The sequence below is a fragment of the Stenotrophomonas mori genome (genome assembly GCF_023556335.1).
In the GTDB taxonomy this organism is placed as follows: Bacteria; Pseudomonadota; Gammaproteobacteria; order Xanthomonadales; family Xanthomonadaceae; genus Stenotrophomonas; species Stenotrophomonas mori.
In genome coordinates this window covers 1,275,519-1,289,202 of the sequence record NZ_JAIKTS010000001.1, presented here as the reverse complement: position 1 = coordinate 1,289,202, position 13,684 = coordinate 1,275,519, and the positions used below count along the sequence as shown (strand labels likewise).

Annotated in this window: 16 protein-coding genes; 13 read left to right on the top strand and 3 right to left on the bottom strand. The window is 71.0% G+C overall.

Annotated features, from left to right (window positions below):
* Positions 1–8 precede the first annotated feature (8 nt).
* The gene (ispF, locus tag K5L01_RS05785) at positions 9–509 is read left to right on the top strand and encodes a 2-C-methyl-D-erythritol 2,4-cyclodiphosphate synthase (protein WP_250062748.1); all 501 of its coding nucleotides are present in this window, start codon (positions 9–11) and stop codon (positions 507–509) included.
* A gap of 82 nt (positions 510–591) precedes the next feature.
* On the top strand, positions 592–1,635 hold the full coding sequence (truD, locus tag K5L01_RS05780) for a tRNA pseudouridine(13) synthase TruD (RefSeq protein WP_250062747.1): 1,044 nt from the start codon (positions 592–594) through the stop codon (positions 1,633–1,635).
* Positions 1,636–1,870: 235 nt separating this feature from the next.
* Here the strand turns inward: truD and K5L01_RS05775 are convergent, their stop codons facing one another.
* Positions 1,871–2,410, bottom strand: a complete 540-nt coding sequence (locus K5L01_RS05775; protein WP_250062745.1) for a Smr/MutS family protein — start codon at positions 2,408–2,410, stop codon at positions 1,871–1,873.
* 171 nt (positions 2,411–2,581) lie between these two features.
* Between K5L01_RS05775 and surE the strand changes: the two genes are divergently transcribed.
* From surE to K5L01_RS05755, 4 genes are read left to right on the top strand one after another with little or no spacing between them, the layout of a single operon-like run.
* Complete coding sequence (surE, locus tag K5L01_RS05770) at positions 2,582–3,361, top strand: 5'/3'-nucleotidase SurE (protein WP_250062743.1); 780 nt, start codon at positions 2,582–2,584, stop codon at positions 3,359–3,361.
* Positions 3,358–4,035: a protein-L-isoaspartate(D-aspartate) O-methyltransferase gene (locus tag K5L01_RS05765; protein WP_250062741.1), complete on the top strand. Its 678-nt coding sequence runs from the start codon at positions 3,358–3,360 to the stop codon at positions 4,033–4,035. Before surE ends, K5L01_RS05765 begins: the two co-directional genes overlap by 4 nt.
* A 33-nt stretch (positions 4,036–4,068) precedes the next feature.
* Complete coding sequence (locus tag K5L01_RS05760; protein WP_250062738.1) at positions 4,069–4,683, top strand: YqaA family protein; 615 nt, start codon at positions 4,069–4,071, stop codon at positions 4,681–4,683.
* Positions 4,662–5,462 carry a peptidoglycan DD-metalloendopeptidase family protein gene (locus K5L01_RS05755; RefSeq protein ID WP_250062736.1) on the top strand — a complete coding sequence of 267 codons (801 nt, stop codon included), beginning with the start codon at positions 4,662–4,664 and terminating at the stop codon, positions 5,460–5,462. Before K5L01_RS05760 ends, K5L01_RS05755 begins: the two co-directional genes overlap by 22 nt.
* A gap of 462 nt (positions 5,463–5,924) precedes the next feature.
* On the opposite strand, the gene K5L01_RS05750 is transcribed toward K5L01_RS05755, so the two are convergent.
* Both K5L01_RS05750 and yhbY read right to left on the bottom strand, forming a co-directional pair.
* Complete coding sequence (locus K5L01_RS05750) at positions 5,925–6,308, bottom strand: Mth938-like domain-containing protein (RefSeq protein WP_250062734.1); 384 nt, start codon at positions 6,306–6,308, stop codon at positions 5,925–5,927.
* A gap of 18 nt (positions 6,309–6,326) precedes the next feature.
* Complete coding sequence (yhbY, locus tag K5L01_RS05745; protein ID WP_250062732.1) at positions 6,327–6,632, bottom strand: ribosome assembly RNA-binding protein YhbY; 306 nt, start codon at positions 6,630–6,632, stop codon at positions 6,327–6,329.
* 65 nt (positions 6,633–6,697) lie between these two features.
* Here yhbY and rlmE point away from each other — a divergent pair, with 65 nt between their 5' ends.
* From rlmE to hflX, 7 genes are all read left to right on the top strand, one after another.
* The gene (gene rlmE, locus K5L01_RS05740) at positions 6,698–7,327 is read left to right on the top strand and encodes a 23S rRNA (uridine(2552)-2'-O)-methyltransferase RlmE (RefSeq protein WP_272494045.1); all 630 of its coding nucleotides are present in this window, start codon (positions 6,698–6,700) and stop codon (positions 7,325–7,327) included.
* Between the two features lie 55 nt (positions 7,328–7,382).
* A complete protein-coding gene (gene ftsH, locus K5L01_RS05735; RefSeq protein WP_250062729.1) occupies positions 7,383–9,302 on the top strand; it encodes an ATP-dependent zinc metalloprotease FtsH in 1,920 nt (639 codons plus the stop codon).
* 94 nt (positions 9,303–9,396) lie between these two features.
* Positions 9,397–9,582, top strand: coding sequence for a hypothetical protein (locus K5L01_RS05730; protein WP_250062727.1), 186 nt, complete (start codon positions 9,397–9,399; stop codon positions 9,580–9,582).
* Entirely contained in the window at positions 9,582–10,478 is an 897-nt protein-coding gene (gene folP, locus K5L01_RS05725) for a dihydropteroate synthase (RefSeq protein WP_250062725.1), read from the top strand. The genes K5L01_RS05730 and folP overlap by 1 nt, the downstream gene beginning before the upstream one ends.
* Before the next feature lie 63 nt (positions 10,479–10,541).
* The gene (gene miaA / locus K5L01_RS05720; RefSeq protein WP_250062723.1) at positions 10,542–11,495 is read left to right on the top strand and encodes a tRNA (adenosine(37)-N6)-dimethylallyltransferase MiaA; all 954 of its coding nucleotides are present in this window, start codon (positions 10,542–10,544) and stop codon (positions 11,493–11,495) included.
* A 92-nt stretch (positions 11,496–11,587) separates the two neighbouring features.
* Positions 11,588–11,863: an RNA chaperone Hfq gene (gene hfq / locus K5L01_RS05715; protein WP_250062721.1), complete on the top strand. Its 276-nt coding sequence runs from the start codon at positions 11,588–11,590 to the stop codon at positions 11,861–11,863.
* 14 nt (positions 11,864–11,877) lie between these two features.
* Positions 11,878–13,188, top strand: coding sequence for a ribosome rescue GTPase HflX (gene hflX / locus K5L01_RS05710; RefSeq protein ID WP_250062718.1), 1,311 nt, complete (start codon positions 11,878–11,880; stop codon positions 13,186–13,188).
* The last annotated feature ends 496 nt before the right edge of the window (positions 13,189–13,684 follow it).

The window sequence follows — 13,684 nt, the reverse complement described above, 5'->3', positions numbered from 1 at the left end:
CCAATGCCATGAATGCTTCCGTTTCCTTCCCGCCTGTCCGTATCGGCCAGGGCTATGACGTCCATGCCTTCGGCGATGGCGACCACATCATGCTGGGCGGCGTGCGCGTGGCGCATGGCCGCGGCGTGCTGGCGCACAGTGACGGCGACGTGGTCCTGCACGCGCTGTGCGACGCGATGCTCGGCGCCCTGGCGCTGGGTGACATCGGCCAGCATTTCCCGCCCAGCGACGACCGCTGGAAAGGCGCGGACAGCAGCGATTTCGTACGCCACTGCAACGGCCTGCTGCGCGAGCGCGGGTGGCGGGTGGGCAATGCCGACCTCACCGTGATCTGCGAACGGCCCAAGGTCGGCCCGCATGCGGCGGCGATGCGCGGGACGGTGGCGGAACTGCTGGACACGCCGCTGGACCGCATCAGCATCAAGGCCACCACCAGCGAGAAGCTGGGCTTCATCGGCCGCGAGGAAGGCATCGCCGCGCAGGCGGTGGTGCTGCTGGTGGCGGTCTGACGGCACTCCTGGCGGCGCCATGCGCCGTCCCCGACGAACCGAATGGCGGGAAGGCGATCCGGCCGGCCCGCGGAACAACGACATGACCGACATTGCCCCCCTGCCGCGCGCCTTCGGCGACGCCGTGCTCAGCGCGTGCATGCGCCGTGCGCCGGAAGACTTCCAGGTCGACGAACTGCCGGCGTTCGAGGCCAGCGGCGAAGGCGAGCACCTGCTGCTGGACGTCCGCAAGCGCGGGCTCACCACGGTGGCCGTGGCCGGGCAACTCGCGCGCTGGGCCGGCGTGGCCGAAATGGGCGTCAGCTACGCCGGCCAGAAAGACCGGCATGCGGTGACCACCCAGCGGTACAGCGTGCACCTGCCCAAGCGGGTCGCCCCCGAGCCGGCACTGCTGGCGTCGGACGGTGTGCAGGTGCTGGCCTCGGCCTGGCACAACCGCAAGCTGCAGCGCGGCGCGCTGGCCGGCAACCGCTTCAGGCTGGTGCTGAGCGAGGTGGAGGGCGAGCGCGCGGCGATCGACGAGCGGGTACGGGCCATCGCCCTGCGCGGGCTGCCCAATTGGTTCGGGGAGCAGCGGTTCGGCCGCGATGGCGGCAACGTGGCGGCGGCGCTGGCGATGTTCGGTGGTCGCCGGATGCGCCGCGACCAGCGCTCCATGCTGCTGTCGGCGGCGCGTTCGGCACTGTTCAACCGGGTGCTGGCCGCCCGCGTGGCCGGTGGCGTGTGGGACACGGCGCTGGACGGCGAGGTGTGGATGCTCGACGGCAGCCGCTCGGTGTTCGGCCCCGAACCGATGAGCGACGCATTGGCCGAGCGCCTGGCGCGCTTCGACATCCATCCCAGTGGTCCCCTGTGGGGCGTGGGCGACCTGCGCAGCAGCGGTGCCGCCCTGGCGCTGGAGCAGGATGCGCTTGCCGACGCGCAGGCGTCGGCGCTGCGTGCCGGGCTGGAAGAGGCGGGGCTGAAGCAGGAGCGCCGCGCGCTGCGCCTGCGGCCGGCGCTGATGCAGCATGCCTGGCTGCAGGAGGACACGCTGGAGCTGACGTTCGCATTGCCGCCAGGCTGCTATGCCACCGCGGTGCTGCATGAACTCGGCACCGTGCGCGACGCGTCCCGCGACGCCTGAATCCAGCGGTACGCGAGCCTTCCGCGGCTCCGGGCCCGGGGAAGGGGCGCAGCCGCCTCCCGCGGAATACCGGCCGGCCCCGCCGAGGACTGCCGCCGCACCCGCGGCGCGGGCGGCCGCTGCAGGGCAGGGCGCCCGTCCCCCGGTACATGGATGGTGAGATGGCAGAACAGCGCCGGAGGGACCGTGGCCGCGTCCGGCAGGACGGGCCGCGGAGGGCGGAAGGGATGCCGGCTCAGCGCCGCGCCAGCAGCACCAGCACGGCGCCGGTACCGCCCTGGGCGGGCGGTGCGGAATGGAAGGCCAGCACGTCGTTGCGCTGGCGCAGCAGCCGGTCCACCAGGTTCTTCAGCACCGGTGCGCCGCCGTCGGACTGCAGCCCCTTGCCGTGGATGATGCGCACGCAGCCATGTTCGTGCGCGCGGGCATCGAGCAGGAAGTCGCGCAGCAGGCGCTCGGCCTGGAGCACGCTGGCGCCGTGCAGGTCCAGTTCGTCCTGCACCGAATACTGCCCGCGCTTGAGGCGCTGGAACAGGCGCGCGGGCAGCGTGTCGCGCCGATGGCTGGCGACGTCGCCCGCCTCCAGTGGCGTGTCCGTCCGCAGCAGCCGCGCGAATTCGCCCAGGGCCTGGGCCTCGTCCTGTTCGGCCATGCGCGCCCGCGGCCGGGGGCGCGGCCGCGCCGGGGCGGGGGCATCGACCTTGCGCAGCGGCGTCACCGCGCCGATGGCGGCGCGGAACAGGGCGCTGTCGTCTTCGTCTTCGGGAGGCGGCATGGGCATAGCGTAACGGCTGGGCGTCGGCGTGGCGCGAGGGGAAGGCCGGGGGCGCATTCCGGTATCATGCCGGATCGGGCCCTGGCGGCCGGCGCGCGCGCCGGTGGCGACAGGGCGGTGGATGGCGAGGCAGCGCGAGCGCCATCATGGATTCAGCGATTCAGGTCATCAATGCGCGTACTTGTAAGCAACGACGACGGCGTGGACGCCCCCGGCATCAAGATGCTCGCCGAGCAGCTGCGTGGTGCCGGTCACGAGGTCACGGTGGTGGCGCCGGACCGCGACCGTTCCGGCGCCAGCAACTCCCTCACCCTGGACCGTCCGGTGCGCATGCGCCGGATCGACCATTACACCTGCGCGGTGGCCGGCACGCCCACCGACTGCGTGCACCTGGCGTTGACCGGCATGCTGGAGCACGAGCCGGACATCGTGGTGTCGGGCATCAACAATGCGGCCAACCTGGGCGACGACGTGATCTATTCGGGGACGGTCTCGGCGGCGATGGAGGGCCGTTTCCTCGGCCTGCCGTCGGTGGCGGTGTCACTGGTGACCCGCCGCCACGAGGCGATGCATTTCCTCAGCGCCGCGCGCGCGGCCATCGAGATCGTCGCCCGGCTGAAGGCCGACCCGCTGCCGGCGGACACCATCCTCAACGTCAACGTGCCGGACCTGCCGTGGGAGGAGATCCGCGGCTTCGAGGTGACCCGGCTGGGCAACCGGCACCGTGCCGAGGGCTGCATCCCGGCCACCGACCCGCGCGGCAACACGGTCTACTGGATCGGCCCGGCCGGCTCCGAGCAGGATGCCGGGCCGGGGACCGACTTCCATGCGGTGCGCACCGGGCATATCTCGATCACCCCGATCCAGGTCGACCTGACCCGCTACGAGGCGCTGGAGAAGGTCGCCAGCTGGGTCGGCGGGCTGTCGGCCACGCTGGAGCGCCCGGCATGACGCCACGCCTGCGCCTTTCGCCGGAGGCGGTGGGTACCGGGATGACATCGCAGCGGGTGCGCGACCGCCTGGTCGAGCGCCTGCGCGAGGCCGGCATCGGCGACGAGCGCGTGCTCAACGCGGTGCGGGTCGTGCCCCGGCACCTGTTCATCGACGAAGCGCTGGCCTCGCGTGCCTACGAGGACACGGCGCTGCCGATCGGCCATGGCCAGACCATCTCCCAGCCGTGGGTGGTGGCGCGCATGACCGAAGCGGTGCTGCAGGTGGGCCCGAAGACGGTGCTGGAAGTGGGCACCGGCTCGGGGTACCAGGCGGCGATCCTGGCCGCGCTGGGCCTGGAGGTCTTCACGGTCGAGCGCATCGGCGACCTGTTGCGGCTGGCGCGCAAGCGCCTGCGCCAGCTGGGCATGAACGTGCGCAGCCGGCATGACGACGGGCGCATCGGCTGGGCCGAGCATGGCCCCTACGACGGCATCGTGGTCACCGCCGCCGCCCCGGCGCTGGTGGACGCATTGATCGAGCAGCTGGCGGTCGGCGGGCGGCTGGTCGCGCCGGTCGGTGGCCCGGGCGGCCAGGCGCTGCTGCAGCTGACGCGCGGCGCCGACGGCGGCATCGTGCAGGAGGAACTGGCGCCGGTCAGCTTCGTGCCGCTGTTGTCGGGCCTGCTGGATTGAGCGCACCGCACTGACCACGGGAACCCCGCGACGATGAAGATCTTCGGTCCGCTCTACGATCGCGCCCTGTACTGGGCCGGGCACGCGCGTGCGCCCACCTACCTGAGCGTGCTCAGTTTCATCGAGGCGATCATTTTCCCGATCATGCCCGAGGTGATGCTGATGCCGATGTGCGTGGCGCAGCCGCGCAGGGGCTGGTATTTCGCCACCCTCAGCCTTGCCGCCTCGATGGCCGGGGCGCTGGTGGGCTACGCGCTGGGGCACTATGCGTTCGAGGCGATCAAGCCGCTGCTCGCGGCGCTGGGCATGCTGCCGGCGATCGAGTCGGGCATCGCCACGCTGCAGGCGAAGATGGTGCAGTCCCCCTGGGCGGTGTTCACCTTCCTGGTGCTGGGCGGCTTCATGCCGATCCCGATGAAGGTCTTCACGTGGGCTTCGGGTATCGTCGGCGTGCCGCTGCCGCAGTATGTATTGAGCATGCTTGTCGGGCGCGGCAAGCGTGTCTATGTGTTGGCCGCGGTGATCCGCTTCGGTGGGGCTCGCGCCGCCGAGGCGCTGCGGCGCTGGATCGAACCGCTGGGCTGGATCGCGACCGCGCTGGTCCTCGGCCTGGTGGGCTGGCTGGTATGGAGGACGAAATTCGCATGAGTGCACAGGTGAGGTTCAAGAGTGCGTCCCGGAGCTCCGGCGGCGCGGCGGCGCTGCTGCTGGCGGCCCTGCTGGCCGGCTGCGGCACCGCCACGGTGGTCAAGCCGTCCGGCAGCGGTGCGTCCGGCGGCGGCACGACCCCGCGGACATCGGTTCCCAAGCCGGGCCAGACCGCGGTGGTGCGCCGTGGCGACACGTTGTACGCGCTGGCGCGCATCCACAACATCACCCCGGGTGACCTGGCGGCCTGGAACGGGCTGTCCAACCCGAACGCGATCTATCCCGGGCAGACGCTGCGGCTGTACCCGGGCGGCGCGACCGCCGCCACGCGGCCGGCCACCGGCGGCTCCACCGCCACGCGTCCGGCGACCCCGCCGGCGGCGGCCACTCCGCCTCCGGTCAACAGCGGCATCGGCTGGCGCTGGCCGGCCGACGGCAGCCTGGTCGGGCGCTTCGTCGCCGGCGAAACCACCAAGCAGGGGATCGACATCGCCGGCAACAGCGGCCAGGCGGTGCGCGCGGCAGGGCCGGGGGTGGTCGTGTACTCCGGTGCCGGCCTGGTCGGCTATGGCGAGCTGATCATCATCAAGCACAACGACCAGTGGCTGTCGGCCTATGGCCACAACCGCAAACGCCTGGTCAATGAAGGGCAGAGCGTGAAGACCGGTGACCAGATCGCGGAAATGGGCCGCACCGGTACGTCGCGCGACATGTTGCACTTCGAGATCCGCTACAACGGCAAGCCGGTGGACCCGCTGCAGTACCTGCCTGCGAGGTAGGTAGGCGCGGTCACGCATCGGGGTGCCGGTGCGCCGTGGAGACGCCGCCATGGGGCGTCCTGATCCAGGGCGATGCAATGATCGCCCGGGTACGGACCGGTGCCCGCTACCGGGTGCCGGGCGGGCGTCCTGGCGGGGTGCGTGCCCTCCGCGCTTTTTGCCGTCATGCGGTGGGCAGGGCCTGCCGCCGGCTGTCGACGTGCGCGGGTGGGCGGCGGTTGCCGGCAACCCGCCGCGGCCGGGGCGGCTCCCGGGGCCGATGGCGCCGGACGCCTGCACATGGGGCGGTCTTCACCGGTCCGGGCGGCCGTCCGCGGAGAGCGGAATGAATACGTGCTGCCGGTAGGCCGCCAAGGTGCGGGGTGGCCATGGGAGCGGGTGTAAGGTGCGGCGGACCCGCGCGGACCCGCCTGGCCGGATGTGCGGCCTCCGGGACGCGGGAGGGCGCCGCCGCGAACGGCCTCAGTGGCCGCCCGCGTCCACGATGAAGGCCGCGACCACGCGGCGGCTCTCGCTGGCCAGCACATTGAAGGTGCGGGCGGCCGACGCGTTGTTCATCACTTCGATGCCGATGCCGCGGGTCAGGCAGGCGGCCATGATCTCCGCCGGGGGAAACACCTGGTGCTCGCCGGTGCCCAGGAGGAAGACCGCCGGCTCCTGTTCCAGCACCCGTGCAAGGTCGCCGGCCGTGAGCTGCGCGGCGGCGGTCACGCTCCAGTCGTCCAGCAGCAGGTCCGGGGAGAGGATGAAGCTGCGGGTCAGCGTGTGCTCGTTGACCCGGGCATGCCGTCCGTCGGCCGAACGCAGGGTGTAGGCGTAGTCGGGCAGTTCGCGGCTCAGTTGCATCGTTTCTCCTCCGGGCGCTCAGGCGCGGGGCAGCACGATCTGGCGCTTTTCCTTGGCGGGGCGGTACAGCACGGCCACGTGGCCGATGCGCTGGACCAGCGCGCTGCCGCTGGCGCCGACCAGTTCGCCGACCATGGCCTCGCGGGCCTCGCGGTCCTCAGCGGCGACCTTCACCTTGATCAGCTCGTGGCGATCAAGCACCTCGTCCAGTTCCGCCAACAGGGCGGGGGTGACTCCCTTGCCTCCGATCTGCAGCAGCGCTTTCAGATCGTGCGCCATGCCGCGCAGGAATCGGTTCTGGGCGGGGGTGAGGACGATAGACATGCAGGGTTTACGGGTAGCCTAGGGGGTTCAGGGTATCATGCCCACCCCGCCCAGACCCCATTCCGATGTCCCGCAGCAAGAGCAGCCAGCGCTGGTTGAAAGAGCACTTTTCCGATCCGTTCGTGAAGAAAGCGCAGTCGGAAGGCATGCGTTCGCGCGCGGCCTACAAGCTGGAAGAACTGCTCGCGCGCGACCGCCTGCTCAAGCCCAACATGGTGGTCGTCGACCTGGGCGCGGCGCCCGGGGGGTGGTCGCAGCAGGTGCGGAGACAGCTGGGCGACAGCGGCCGGGTGCTGGCGCTGGACATCCTGGAGATGCCGCCACTGGCCGGCGTCGAGTTCCTTCACGGCGACTTCAGGGAAGAAGCCGTCCTATCCCGGTTCGAGGCCATGCTCGGGGATCGCCCGGTGGACCTTGTCCTGTCGGATATGGCCCCCAATAAGAGTGGCATGGACGCGGTGGACCAGCCGCGGATGATGCACCTGGCGGAGCTGGCGATGGAGTTCGCCGACACCCACCTCAAGCCCGGTGGGGCGTTCCTGATCAAGCTGTTCCAGGGCGTCGGCTTTGACGACTACGTGCGGGACATGCGCCGCCGGTACGACAAGGTCGTGATCCGCAAGCCTGAAGCCTCGCGCAAGCGCTCGCCCGAGGTCTATGCCCTGGGCCAGGGCAAGCGCAGCCAGATCAAGTAAGCTCGACCCCTACGAAATCGCAGCAGAAATCAGAGGAACACCGGAGCCGATGAGGATGAACGACCTGACCAAGAACCTCCTGCTATGGGTGGTTGTCGCCGTCGTGCTGATGGTGGTGTTCCAGAGCTTCGCGCCGCGTGGCGGGGCACCGGCCGCGGGCGACGCCAGCAACTACACCCAGTTCCTGCAGGATGTGGACGCCGGGCGGATCAAGTCGGTGGAGTACACCGACAAGACCACGCTCACCACCAACCACCTGCGGTTCCGGCGTGCGGACGGCTCCGATGGCGCCCTGTATGCGCCGGCCGACCCGCAGCTGCTCAACCAGCTGTACTCCAAGAACGTGGAAGTGGTGCGCCAGGAACCGGCCGGGCCGAGCTTCTGGGGCGTGATCCTGCAGTTCCTGCCGGTGCTGCTGCTGATCGGCTTCTGGATCTTCATGATGCGGCAGATGCAGAGCGGCGGCGGCGGGGCCAAGGGCGCGATGTCCTTCGGCAAGTCGCGTGCCAAGCTGCAGGGCGAGGACCAGATCAAGGTCACGTTCGCCGACGTCGCCGGCTGCGACGAGGCCAAGGAAGAAGTCGGCGAGCTGGTGGAGTTCCTGCGCGATCCGTCGCGGTTCACCAAGCTGGGCGGCAAGATCCCGCGCGGCGTGCTGATGGTCGGCCCGCCGGGCACCGGCAAGACCCTGCTGGCGCGCGCGATCGCCGGCGAGGCGAAGGTGCCGTTCTTCAGCATTTCCGGTTCCGACTTCGTGGAGATGTTCGTCGGCGTCGGCGCCAGCCGCGTGCGCGACATGTTCGAACAGGCCAAGAAGCACGCCCCCTGCATCATCTTCATCGACGAGATCGATGCCGTCGGCCGCCACCGCGGCTCGGGCATGGGTGGCGGCCACGACGAGCGCGAGCAGACCCTGAACCAGATGCTGGTGGAGATGGACGGCTTCGAGGGGGGCGAGGGCGTGATCGTGATCGCGGCCACCAACCGTCCCGACGTGCTCGACAAGGCGCTGCTGCGCCCGGGCCGCTTCGACCGCCAGGTCATGGTCGGCCTGCCCGATATCAAGGGCCGCGAGCAGATCCTGCGCGTGCACCTGCGCAAGGTGCCGGCCGCCGACGACGTGCGCCCGGAAGTGCTGGCGCGCGGTACGCCGGGCTTCTCCGGCGCCGACCTGGCCAACCTGGTCAACGAAGGCGCCCTGTTCGCCGCACGCCGCGGCAAGCAGGAAGTGGGCATGCAGGATTTCGAGGACGCCAAGGACAAGATCTACATGGGTCCGGAGCGCCGCAGCATGGTCATGCGCGAGGAGGAGCGCCGCAACACCGCCTACCACGAGTCCGGGCATGCGGTGGTCGCGATGTCGCTGCCCAAGGCCGACCCGGTGCACAAGGTCACGATCATGCCGCGCGGCTGGGCGCTGGGCCTGACCTGGCAGCTGCCCGAGCACGACCACATCAGCAAGTACAAGGACCGGATGCTGGAAGAACTGGCGATCCTGTTCGGTGGCCGGATCGCCGAGGAGATCTTCGTCGGCGAGATGTCCACGGGCGCATCCAACGACTTCGAGCGCGCGACCAAGCTGGCCCGCGGCATGGTCACCAAGTACGGCATGTCCGACGTGATGGGCACCATGGTCTATGCCGACGAGGAAGCCGGCTACGGCATGCACAGCAAGACCATTTCCGAGGCCACCCAGCAGAAGGTGGATGCGGAGATCCGCCGCATCCTGGACGAGCAGTACGCGGTCGCCTACAAGATCCTGGACCAGAAGCGCGACGTGGTCGAGGCGATGACCGCCGCGCTGCTGGAATGGGAGACCATCGACGCCGACCAGGTGAAGGACATCATGGAAGGCCGCCAGCCGTCGCCACCGGCCGGCTGGGTCGACAAGGGCAAGGGCGGTCCGTCGGACAGCGACCCGGGCGGCGACGCGCGCCCGGTGGCACCGATCAGCGATCCGGCCGGCCAGCACTGACCGGGCCGCGGACGCCGCAGACGCAACGGGCCGGGTTTTCCGGCCCGTACCGTTTCCACTCCTCCATGTTTCCCGCGCAGGGACCGTTCCGACCATGACCGAGCAGACGCCTCCCCCCAGCACCTCCACCCACCTGCCCGAGATGGTGATCGCCACCGTCGCCGGCGTGGCCTTCGGGATGAAGACCGGGCAGTACCTGGCCGGCATCTTCATCGGCATCGTGCTCGGCGTGCTGCTCAGCGCGCTGGGCAGCCGGATCCGGGCGCGGAGCCGGCGCTGATGTTCGACACTGCGCCGGTACTGGAGTGCGGCGGACGGCGGCTGCGGCTGGACCGGCCGCGGGTGATGGGCATCGTCAACGTCACCCCGGACTCGTTTTCCGATGGCGGCCTGCACCGCGACCCCGCGGCGGCCGTCGCCCACGCCCTGGCACTGGCGGCGCAGGGGGCGGACCTGCTCGATGTCGGCGGCGAATCCACCCGGCCCGGTGCCGCGCCGGTGCCGGTGCAGGAGGAGATCGACCGGGTGGTGCCGGTGATCGAAGCGCTGGTGGCCCGGCTGGAAATCCCGATCAGCGTCGATACCTGCAAGCCCGAGGTGATGCGCGCGGCGCTGGCCGCCGGGGCCGGCATGGTCAACGACGTGCAGGCCCTGCGCCAGCCGGGCGCGCTGGACGTGGTTGCCGATTCCGGGGCCGCGGTGGTGCTGATGCATGCGCTGGGCGGTCCGCACGACGCCGGCGTGGACTGGGACAGCGACGATGTCGCCGGTGACGTGCAACGCTTTCTCGCCGAGCGTCTCTTCGCCGCGGAGATGGCCGGCATCGCCCGCAACCGGCTGGTGGCCGATCCGGGGTATGGCTTCAACAAGAACAGTGCACAGAATTTCGCCCTGCTGGCGGCGCAGCCGCGGCTGCAGGCGCTGGGGGTGCCGCTGCTGGCCGGGCTGTCGCGCAAGCGCTGCATCGGCGAAGCCACCGGGCGTGACGTGGCCAGTGAACGGATGGCCGGCTCGGTGGCCGCCCACCTGCTGGCGGTGCAGCGCGGTGCGGCGATCGTGCGCGTGCACGATGTCGCCGCGACCGTGGATGCGCTCAAGGTGCTGGCCGCCCTGGACGCGGTGCCGGCGCCGCGCGCGGCCGCACCGGCGGCACCGCGCTGGCCGGACGAGGACTGAGCCCATGGCGCGGATGTTCCGGGCCGGCGGCTTCCGGCGGGCGTGTGCCGTGGGCGTGGCCTGATGCCGGCCGATACGCGGCCGCCGGCCCTGGCGTTGATGGGCCCGACGGCGTCGGGCAAGACCGCGGCGGCCATCGCGCTGGCGCTGCGGTACGGCGGCGAGATCGTCAGCGTCGATTCGGCACTGGTCTACCGCGGGCTGGAGATCGGTGCCGCCAAGCCCGACGCTGCCGAGCGCGCCGGCGTCCGCCATCACCTGCTGGACCTGCGCGACCCGTGGCAGCGCTATTCGGCTGCCGAATTCGCCGCCGATGCCGCGGCGGCCGTGCGCGGCATCCTCGCACGCGGCCGGCTGCCGATCCTGGCGGGCGGCACCGGCCTGTATTTCCGTGCCCTGCTGCAGGGCCTGTCGCCGATGCCGGAGGCCGATCCGGCGACCCGCGCGGAGATCGCCGCCGAGGCCGCGGCGGTGGGGTGGGCGGCGCTGCATGCGCAGCTGGCGCAGGTCGATCCGGCGGCGGCGCGGCGCATCCATGCCACCGATCCACAGCGCATCCAGCGGGCGCTGGAGGTCTACCGCCTCAGCGGCCGGCCGATCAGCGCGTGGCAGGCCGAGCCCGGCGTGGCGCGGCTGCCGCTGCGGGTGCTCAAGCTGGTGCTGGCCCCGGACGACCGCGCGCAGCTGCACGCACGCATCGCCCTGCGCTTCGAACGGATGCTCGAACAGGGCTTCCTCGACGAAGTGCGGCGGCTGCGCAGCCACCCGGCGATGGCCACGGTGGGCGCGCCGCTGGACCTGCCGGCGATCCGCGCGGTCGGCTACCGGCAGGCCTGGCAGTTCCTGGAGGGGCAGGGCGATGCCGCGGATTTCCGCGACCGGGCGATCTTCGCCACCCGCCAGCTGGCCAAGCGCCAGCTGACCTGGCTGCGCGGCGAACAGGACGCGCGCTGGTTCGATCCGGTGCGCGATCCGGCGCGCCTGCGCGACGCGGTTTCGCTGCATCTGGGGCGATGAAGCGGGCCCGGCCGGTGTACCATCGCTGTTCCGGGCGGGCAGGGGAAGCCGCGGATGCCCGGGCCCATAAGAACAATAACGAGGAGTTGACGATGTCCAAGGGGCAATCCTTGCAGGATCCGTTTCTGAACGCACTGCGCCGCGAGCGCGTGCCGGTCTCGGTCTACCTGGTCAACGGCATCAAGCTGCAGGGCACGATCGAGTCGTTCGACCAGTTCGTGGTGCTGCTGCGCAATACCGTCAGCCAGATGGTCTACAAGCACGCGATCTCCACCGTGGTGCCGGCGCGCAACGTGCGGGTCGGGCCGGGCGGCGGCTACGTGCAATCGTCCGAGAACAGTCAGGCAGGCGATGACGACAACGAGTAAGCAGGACGTGGCGCATGTTTGACCGCTCGAAAAAGGGCGAGCATGCGCTGTTGGTCCAGACGCACGCGGGGCGCCTGGAAGAGGATGTGCTGGAGGAGTTCACCGACCTGGCGCGCTCGGCCGGCGCCAGCATCGCGGCCACCGCCACCGCGCGCATCGACCGCCCGAACCCCTCCACCCTGATCGGCAGCGGCAAGCTGGACGAGGTCAAGGCCATGGCCGAGGCCTCCGGCGCCGATCTGGTGCTGGTCAACCATGCGCTGACGCCGATCCAGGAACGCAACCTGGAACGCTACCTGGAGCGGCGCGTGATCGACCGCACCGGGCTGATCCTGGACATCTTCGCCCAGCGTGCGCGCAGCCACGAAGGCAAGCTGCAGGTCGAGCTGGCGCAGCTGCGCCACCTGGCCACCCGGCTGGTGCGTGGCTGGACCCACCTGGAGCGCCAGCGCGGCGGCTCCATCGGGTTGCGCGGTCCGGGCGAGACCCAGCTGGAAACCGACCGGCGGCTGCTGCAGAAGCGGGTGGAGCAGTTGCAGAAGCGGCTGGAGAAGGTGGAGGTGCAGCGCACCCAGATGCGCCGCGCGCGGGTGCGCAGCGAACTGCCGCGGGTGGCGCTGGTGGGCTATACCAATGCCGGCAAGTCGACGCTGTTCAATGCGCTCACCGGCGCCGGTGCCTATGCCGCCGACCAGCTGTTCGCGACCCTGGATCCGACCGTGCGGCGCATCGCGCTGCCGGGCGGCAATGCGATGCTGGCCGATACCGTCGGTTTCGTGCGCGACCTGCCGCACGAACTGGTCGCGGCTTTCCGCTCCACCCTGAGCGAAGCGCGCGAAGCCGATCTGCTGCTGCACCTGGTCGATGCCGCCGATCCGCTGCGCGAGGAGCGGATCGCCCAGGTGGATGCGGTGCTGCACGAGGTGGGGGCGGGCGACCTGCCGCAGCTGCTGGTGTTCAACAAGATCGACCGCATCGAGGGCGCCGATATCCGCCACGATGCACAGGACGGCATTCCCGACGACGCGCGCCGTGAGCGGGTCTGGATCTCCGCCCGCGACGGCCGCGGCCTGGAGCTGCTGCAGGCGGTGCTCGGCAAGCGCCTGGGCCTGCAACATGTCATCGGGCGCGTGCGCCTGCCGCCGGAGGCCGGCCGCCTGCGCTCGCGTCTGCACCAGCTGGAAGTGGTCCGCGGCGAGCAGTCCGACGAAGACGGCTGGCTGATCGAGGTGGATATTCCCATCGCCGAGGCGGAACGCTTGGCGGCCGGTGCCGATGGCGGAGTGATCCGCGCATTGCTGCCGGAACGGACGCCGGAGTGGTGATTTCCCGCTGACGCCGATGGCGTGCGACGCAGGGCCCCATGAAGGGGGCGGTGGAGGCGTCGCGGCCGTGGTGATGGAGGCGGAGGACGGCTCCCTGGGGTCCCGGCCCAGGCACGGGGCCGCCGGAGCCGCCCGCAGGCGCGCGGGCCGCGGCCGGGCCGGATGCTGGCCTGCCTGTCTTGCCCGACCCGTTGCCGGATGCGCTCGACCCCGGCTTCCCGAATGCGGGGCACCCCCGCGGTGGGCGGCGACCGGGGCCGTTGCGCAGGGAGTGCCCGTGTCCAGTGCAGGCGCGGGAGCGGTGTGCCGGCGAGCGGTGCCTTGACGGCCCGGGGCCGTTAGAATCGCGGGCCGGGCGCCAGCCCATCGATGCGGCGACGCAGTGATGACGGGCGGCGCCTCAAGCTGGGAGGCCATGGTCATCGCCGCGTGTGTTGGAAGTCCGGATATCGTCATGAATGCCCTCCGCCCGCAGAACGCGCATCCGCCCGTTTCC

What these genes read in the sequence shown, in the direction of transcription:
- K5L01_RS05775 (WP_250062745.1), bottom strand. Translation starts at nt 2,410, where the DNA reads ATGCCGCCTCCCGAAGACGAAGACGACAGCGCCCTGTTCCGCGCCGCC.
- miaA (WP_250062723.1), top strand. Translation starts at nt 10,542, where the DNA reads ATGCCGGCCGATACGCGGCCGCCGGCCCTGGCGTTGATGGGCCCGACG.
- hfq (WP_250062721.1), top strand. Translation starts at nt 11,588, where the DNA reads ATGTCCAAGGGGCAATCCTTGCAGGATCCGTTTCTGAACGCACTGCGC.
- K5L01_RS05755 (WP_250062736.1), top strand. Translation starts at nt 4,662, where the DNA reads ATGGAGGACGAAATTCGCATGAGTGCACAGGTGAGGTTCAAGAGTGCG.
- ftsH (WP_250062729.1), top strand. Translation starts at nt 7,383, where the DNA reads ATGAACGACCTGACCAAGAACCTCCTGCTATGGGTGGTTGTCGCCGTC.
- K5L01_RS05750 (WP_250062734.1), bottom strand. Translation starts at nt 6,308, where the DNA reads ATGCAACTGAGCCGCGAACTGCCCGACTACGCCTACACCCTGCGTTCG.
- K5L01_RS05765 (WP_250062741.1), top strand. Translation starts at nt 3,358, where the DNA reads ATGACGCCACGCCTGCGCCTTTCGCCGGAGGCGGTGGGTACCGGGATG.
- folP (WP_250062725.1), top strand. Translation starts at nt 9,582, where the DNA reads ATGTTCGACACTGCGCCGGTACTGGAGTGCGGCGGACGGCGGCTGCGG.
- surE (WP_250062743.1), top strand. Translation starts at nt 2,582, where the DNA reads ATGCGCGTACTTGTAAGCAACGACGACGGCGTGGACGCCCCCGGCATC.
- rlmE (WP_272494045.1), top strand. Translation starts at nt 6,698, where the DNA reads ATGTCCCGCAGCAAGAGCAGCCAGCGCTGGTTGAAAGAGCACTTTTCC.
- K5L01_RS05760 (WP_250062738.1), top strand. Translation starts at nt 4,069, where the DNA reads ATGAAGATCTTCGGTCCGCTCTACGATCGCGCCCTGTACTGGGCCGGG.
- yhbY (WP_250062732.1), bottom strand. Translation starts at nt 6,632, where the DNA reads ATGTCTATCGTCCTCACCCCCGCCCAGAACCGATTCCTGCGCGGCATG.
- ispF (WP_250062748.1), top strand. Translation starts at nt 9, where the DNA reads ATGAATGCTTCCGTTTCCTTCCCGCCTGTCCGTATCGGCCAGGGCTAT.
- K5L01_RS05730 (WP_250062727.1), top strand. Translation starts at nt 9,397, where the DNA reads ATGACCGAGCAGACGCCTCCCCCCAGCACCTCCACCCACCTGCCCGAG.
- truD (WP_250062747.1), top strand. Translation starts at nt 592, where the DNA reads ATGACCGACATTGCCCCCCTGCCGCGCGCCTTCGGCGACGCCGTGCTC.
- hflX (WP_250062718.1), top strand. Translation starts at nt 11,878, where the DNA reads ATGTTTGACCGCTCGAAAAAGGGCGAGCATGCGCTGTTGGTCCAGACG.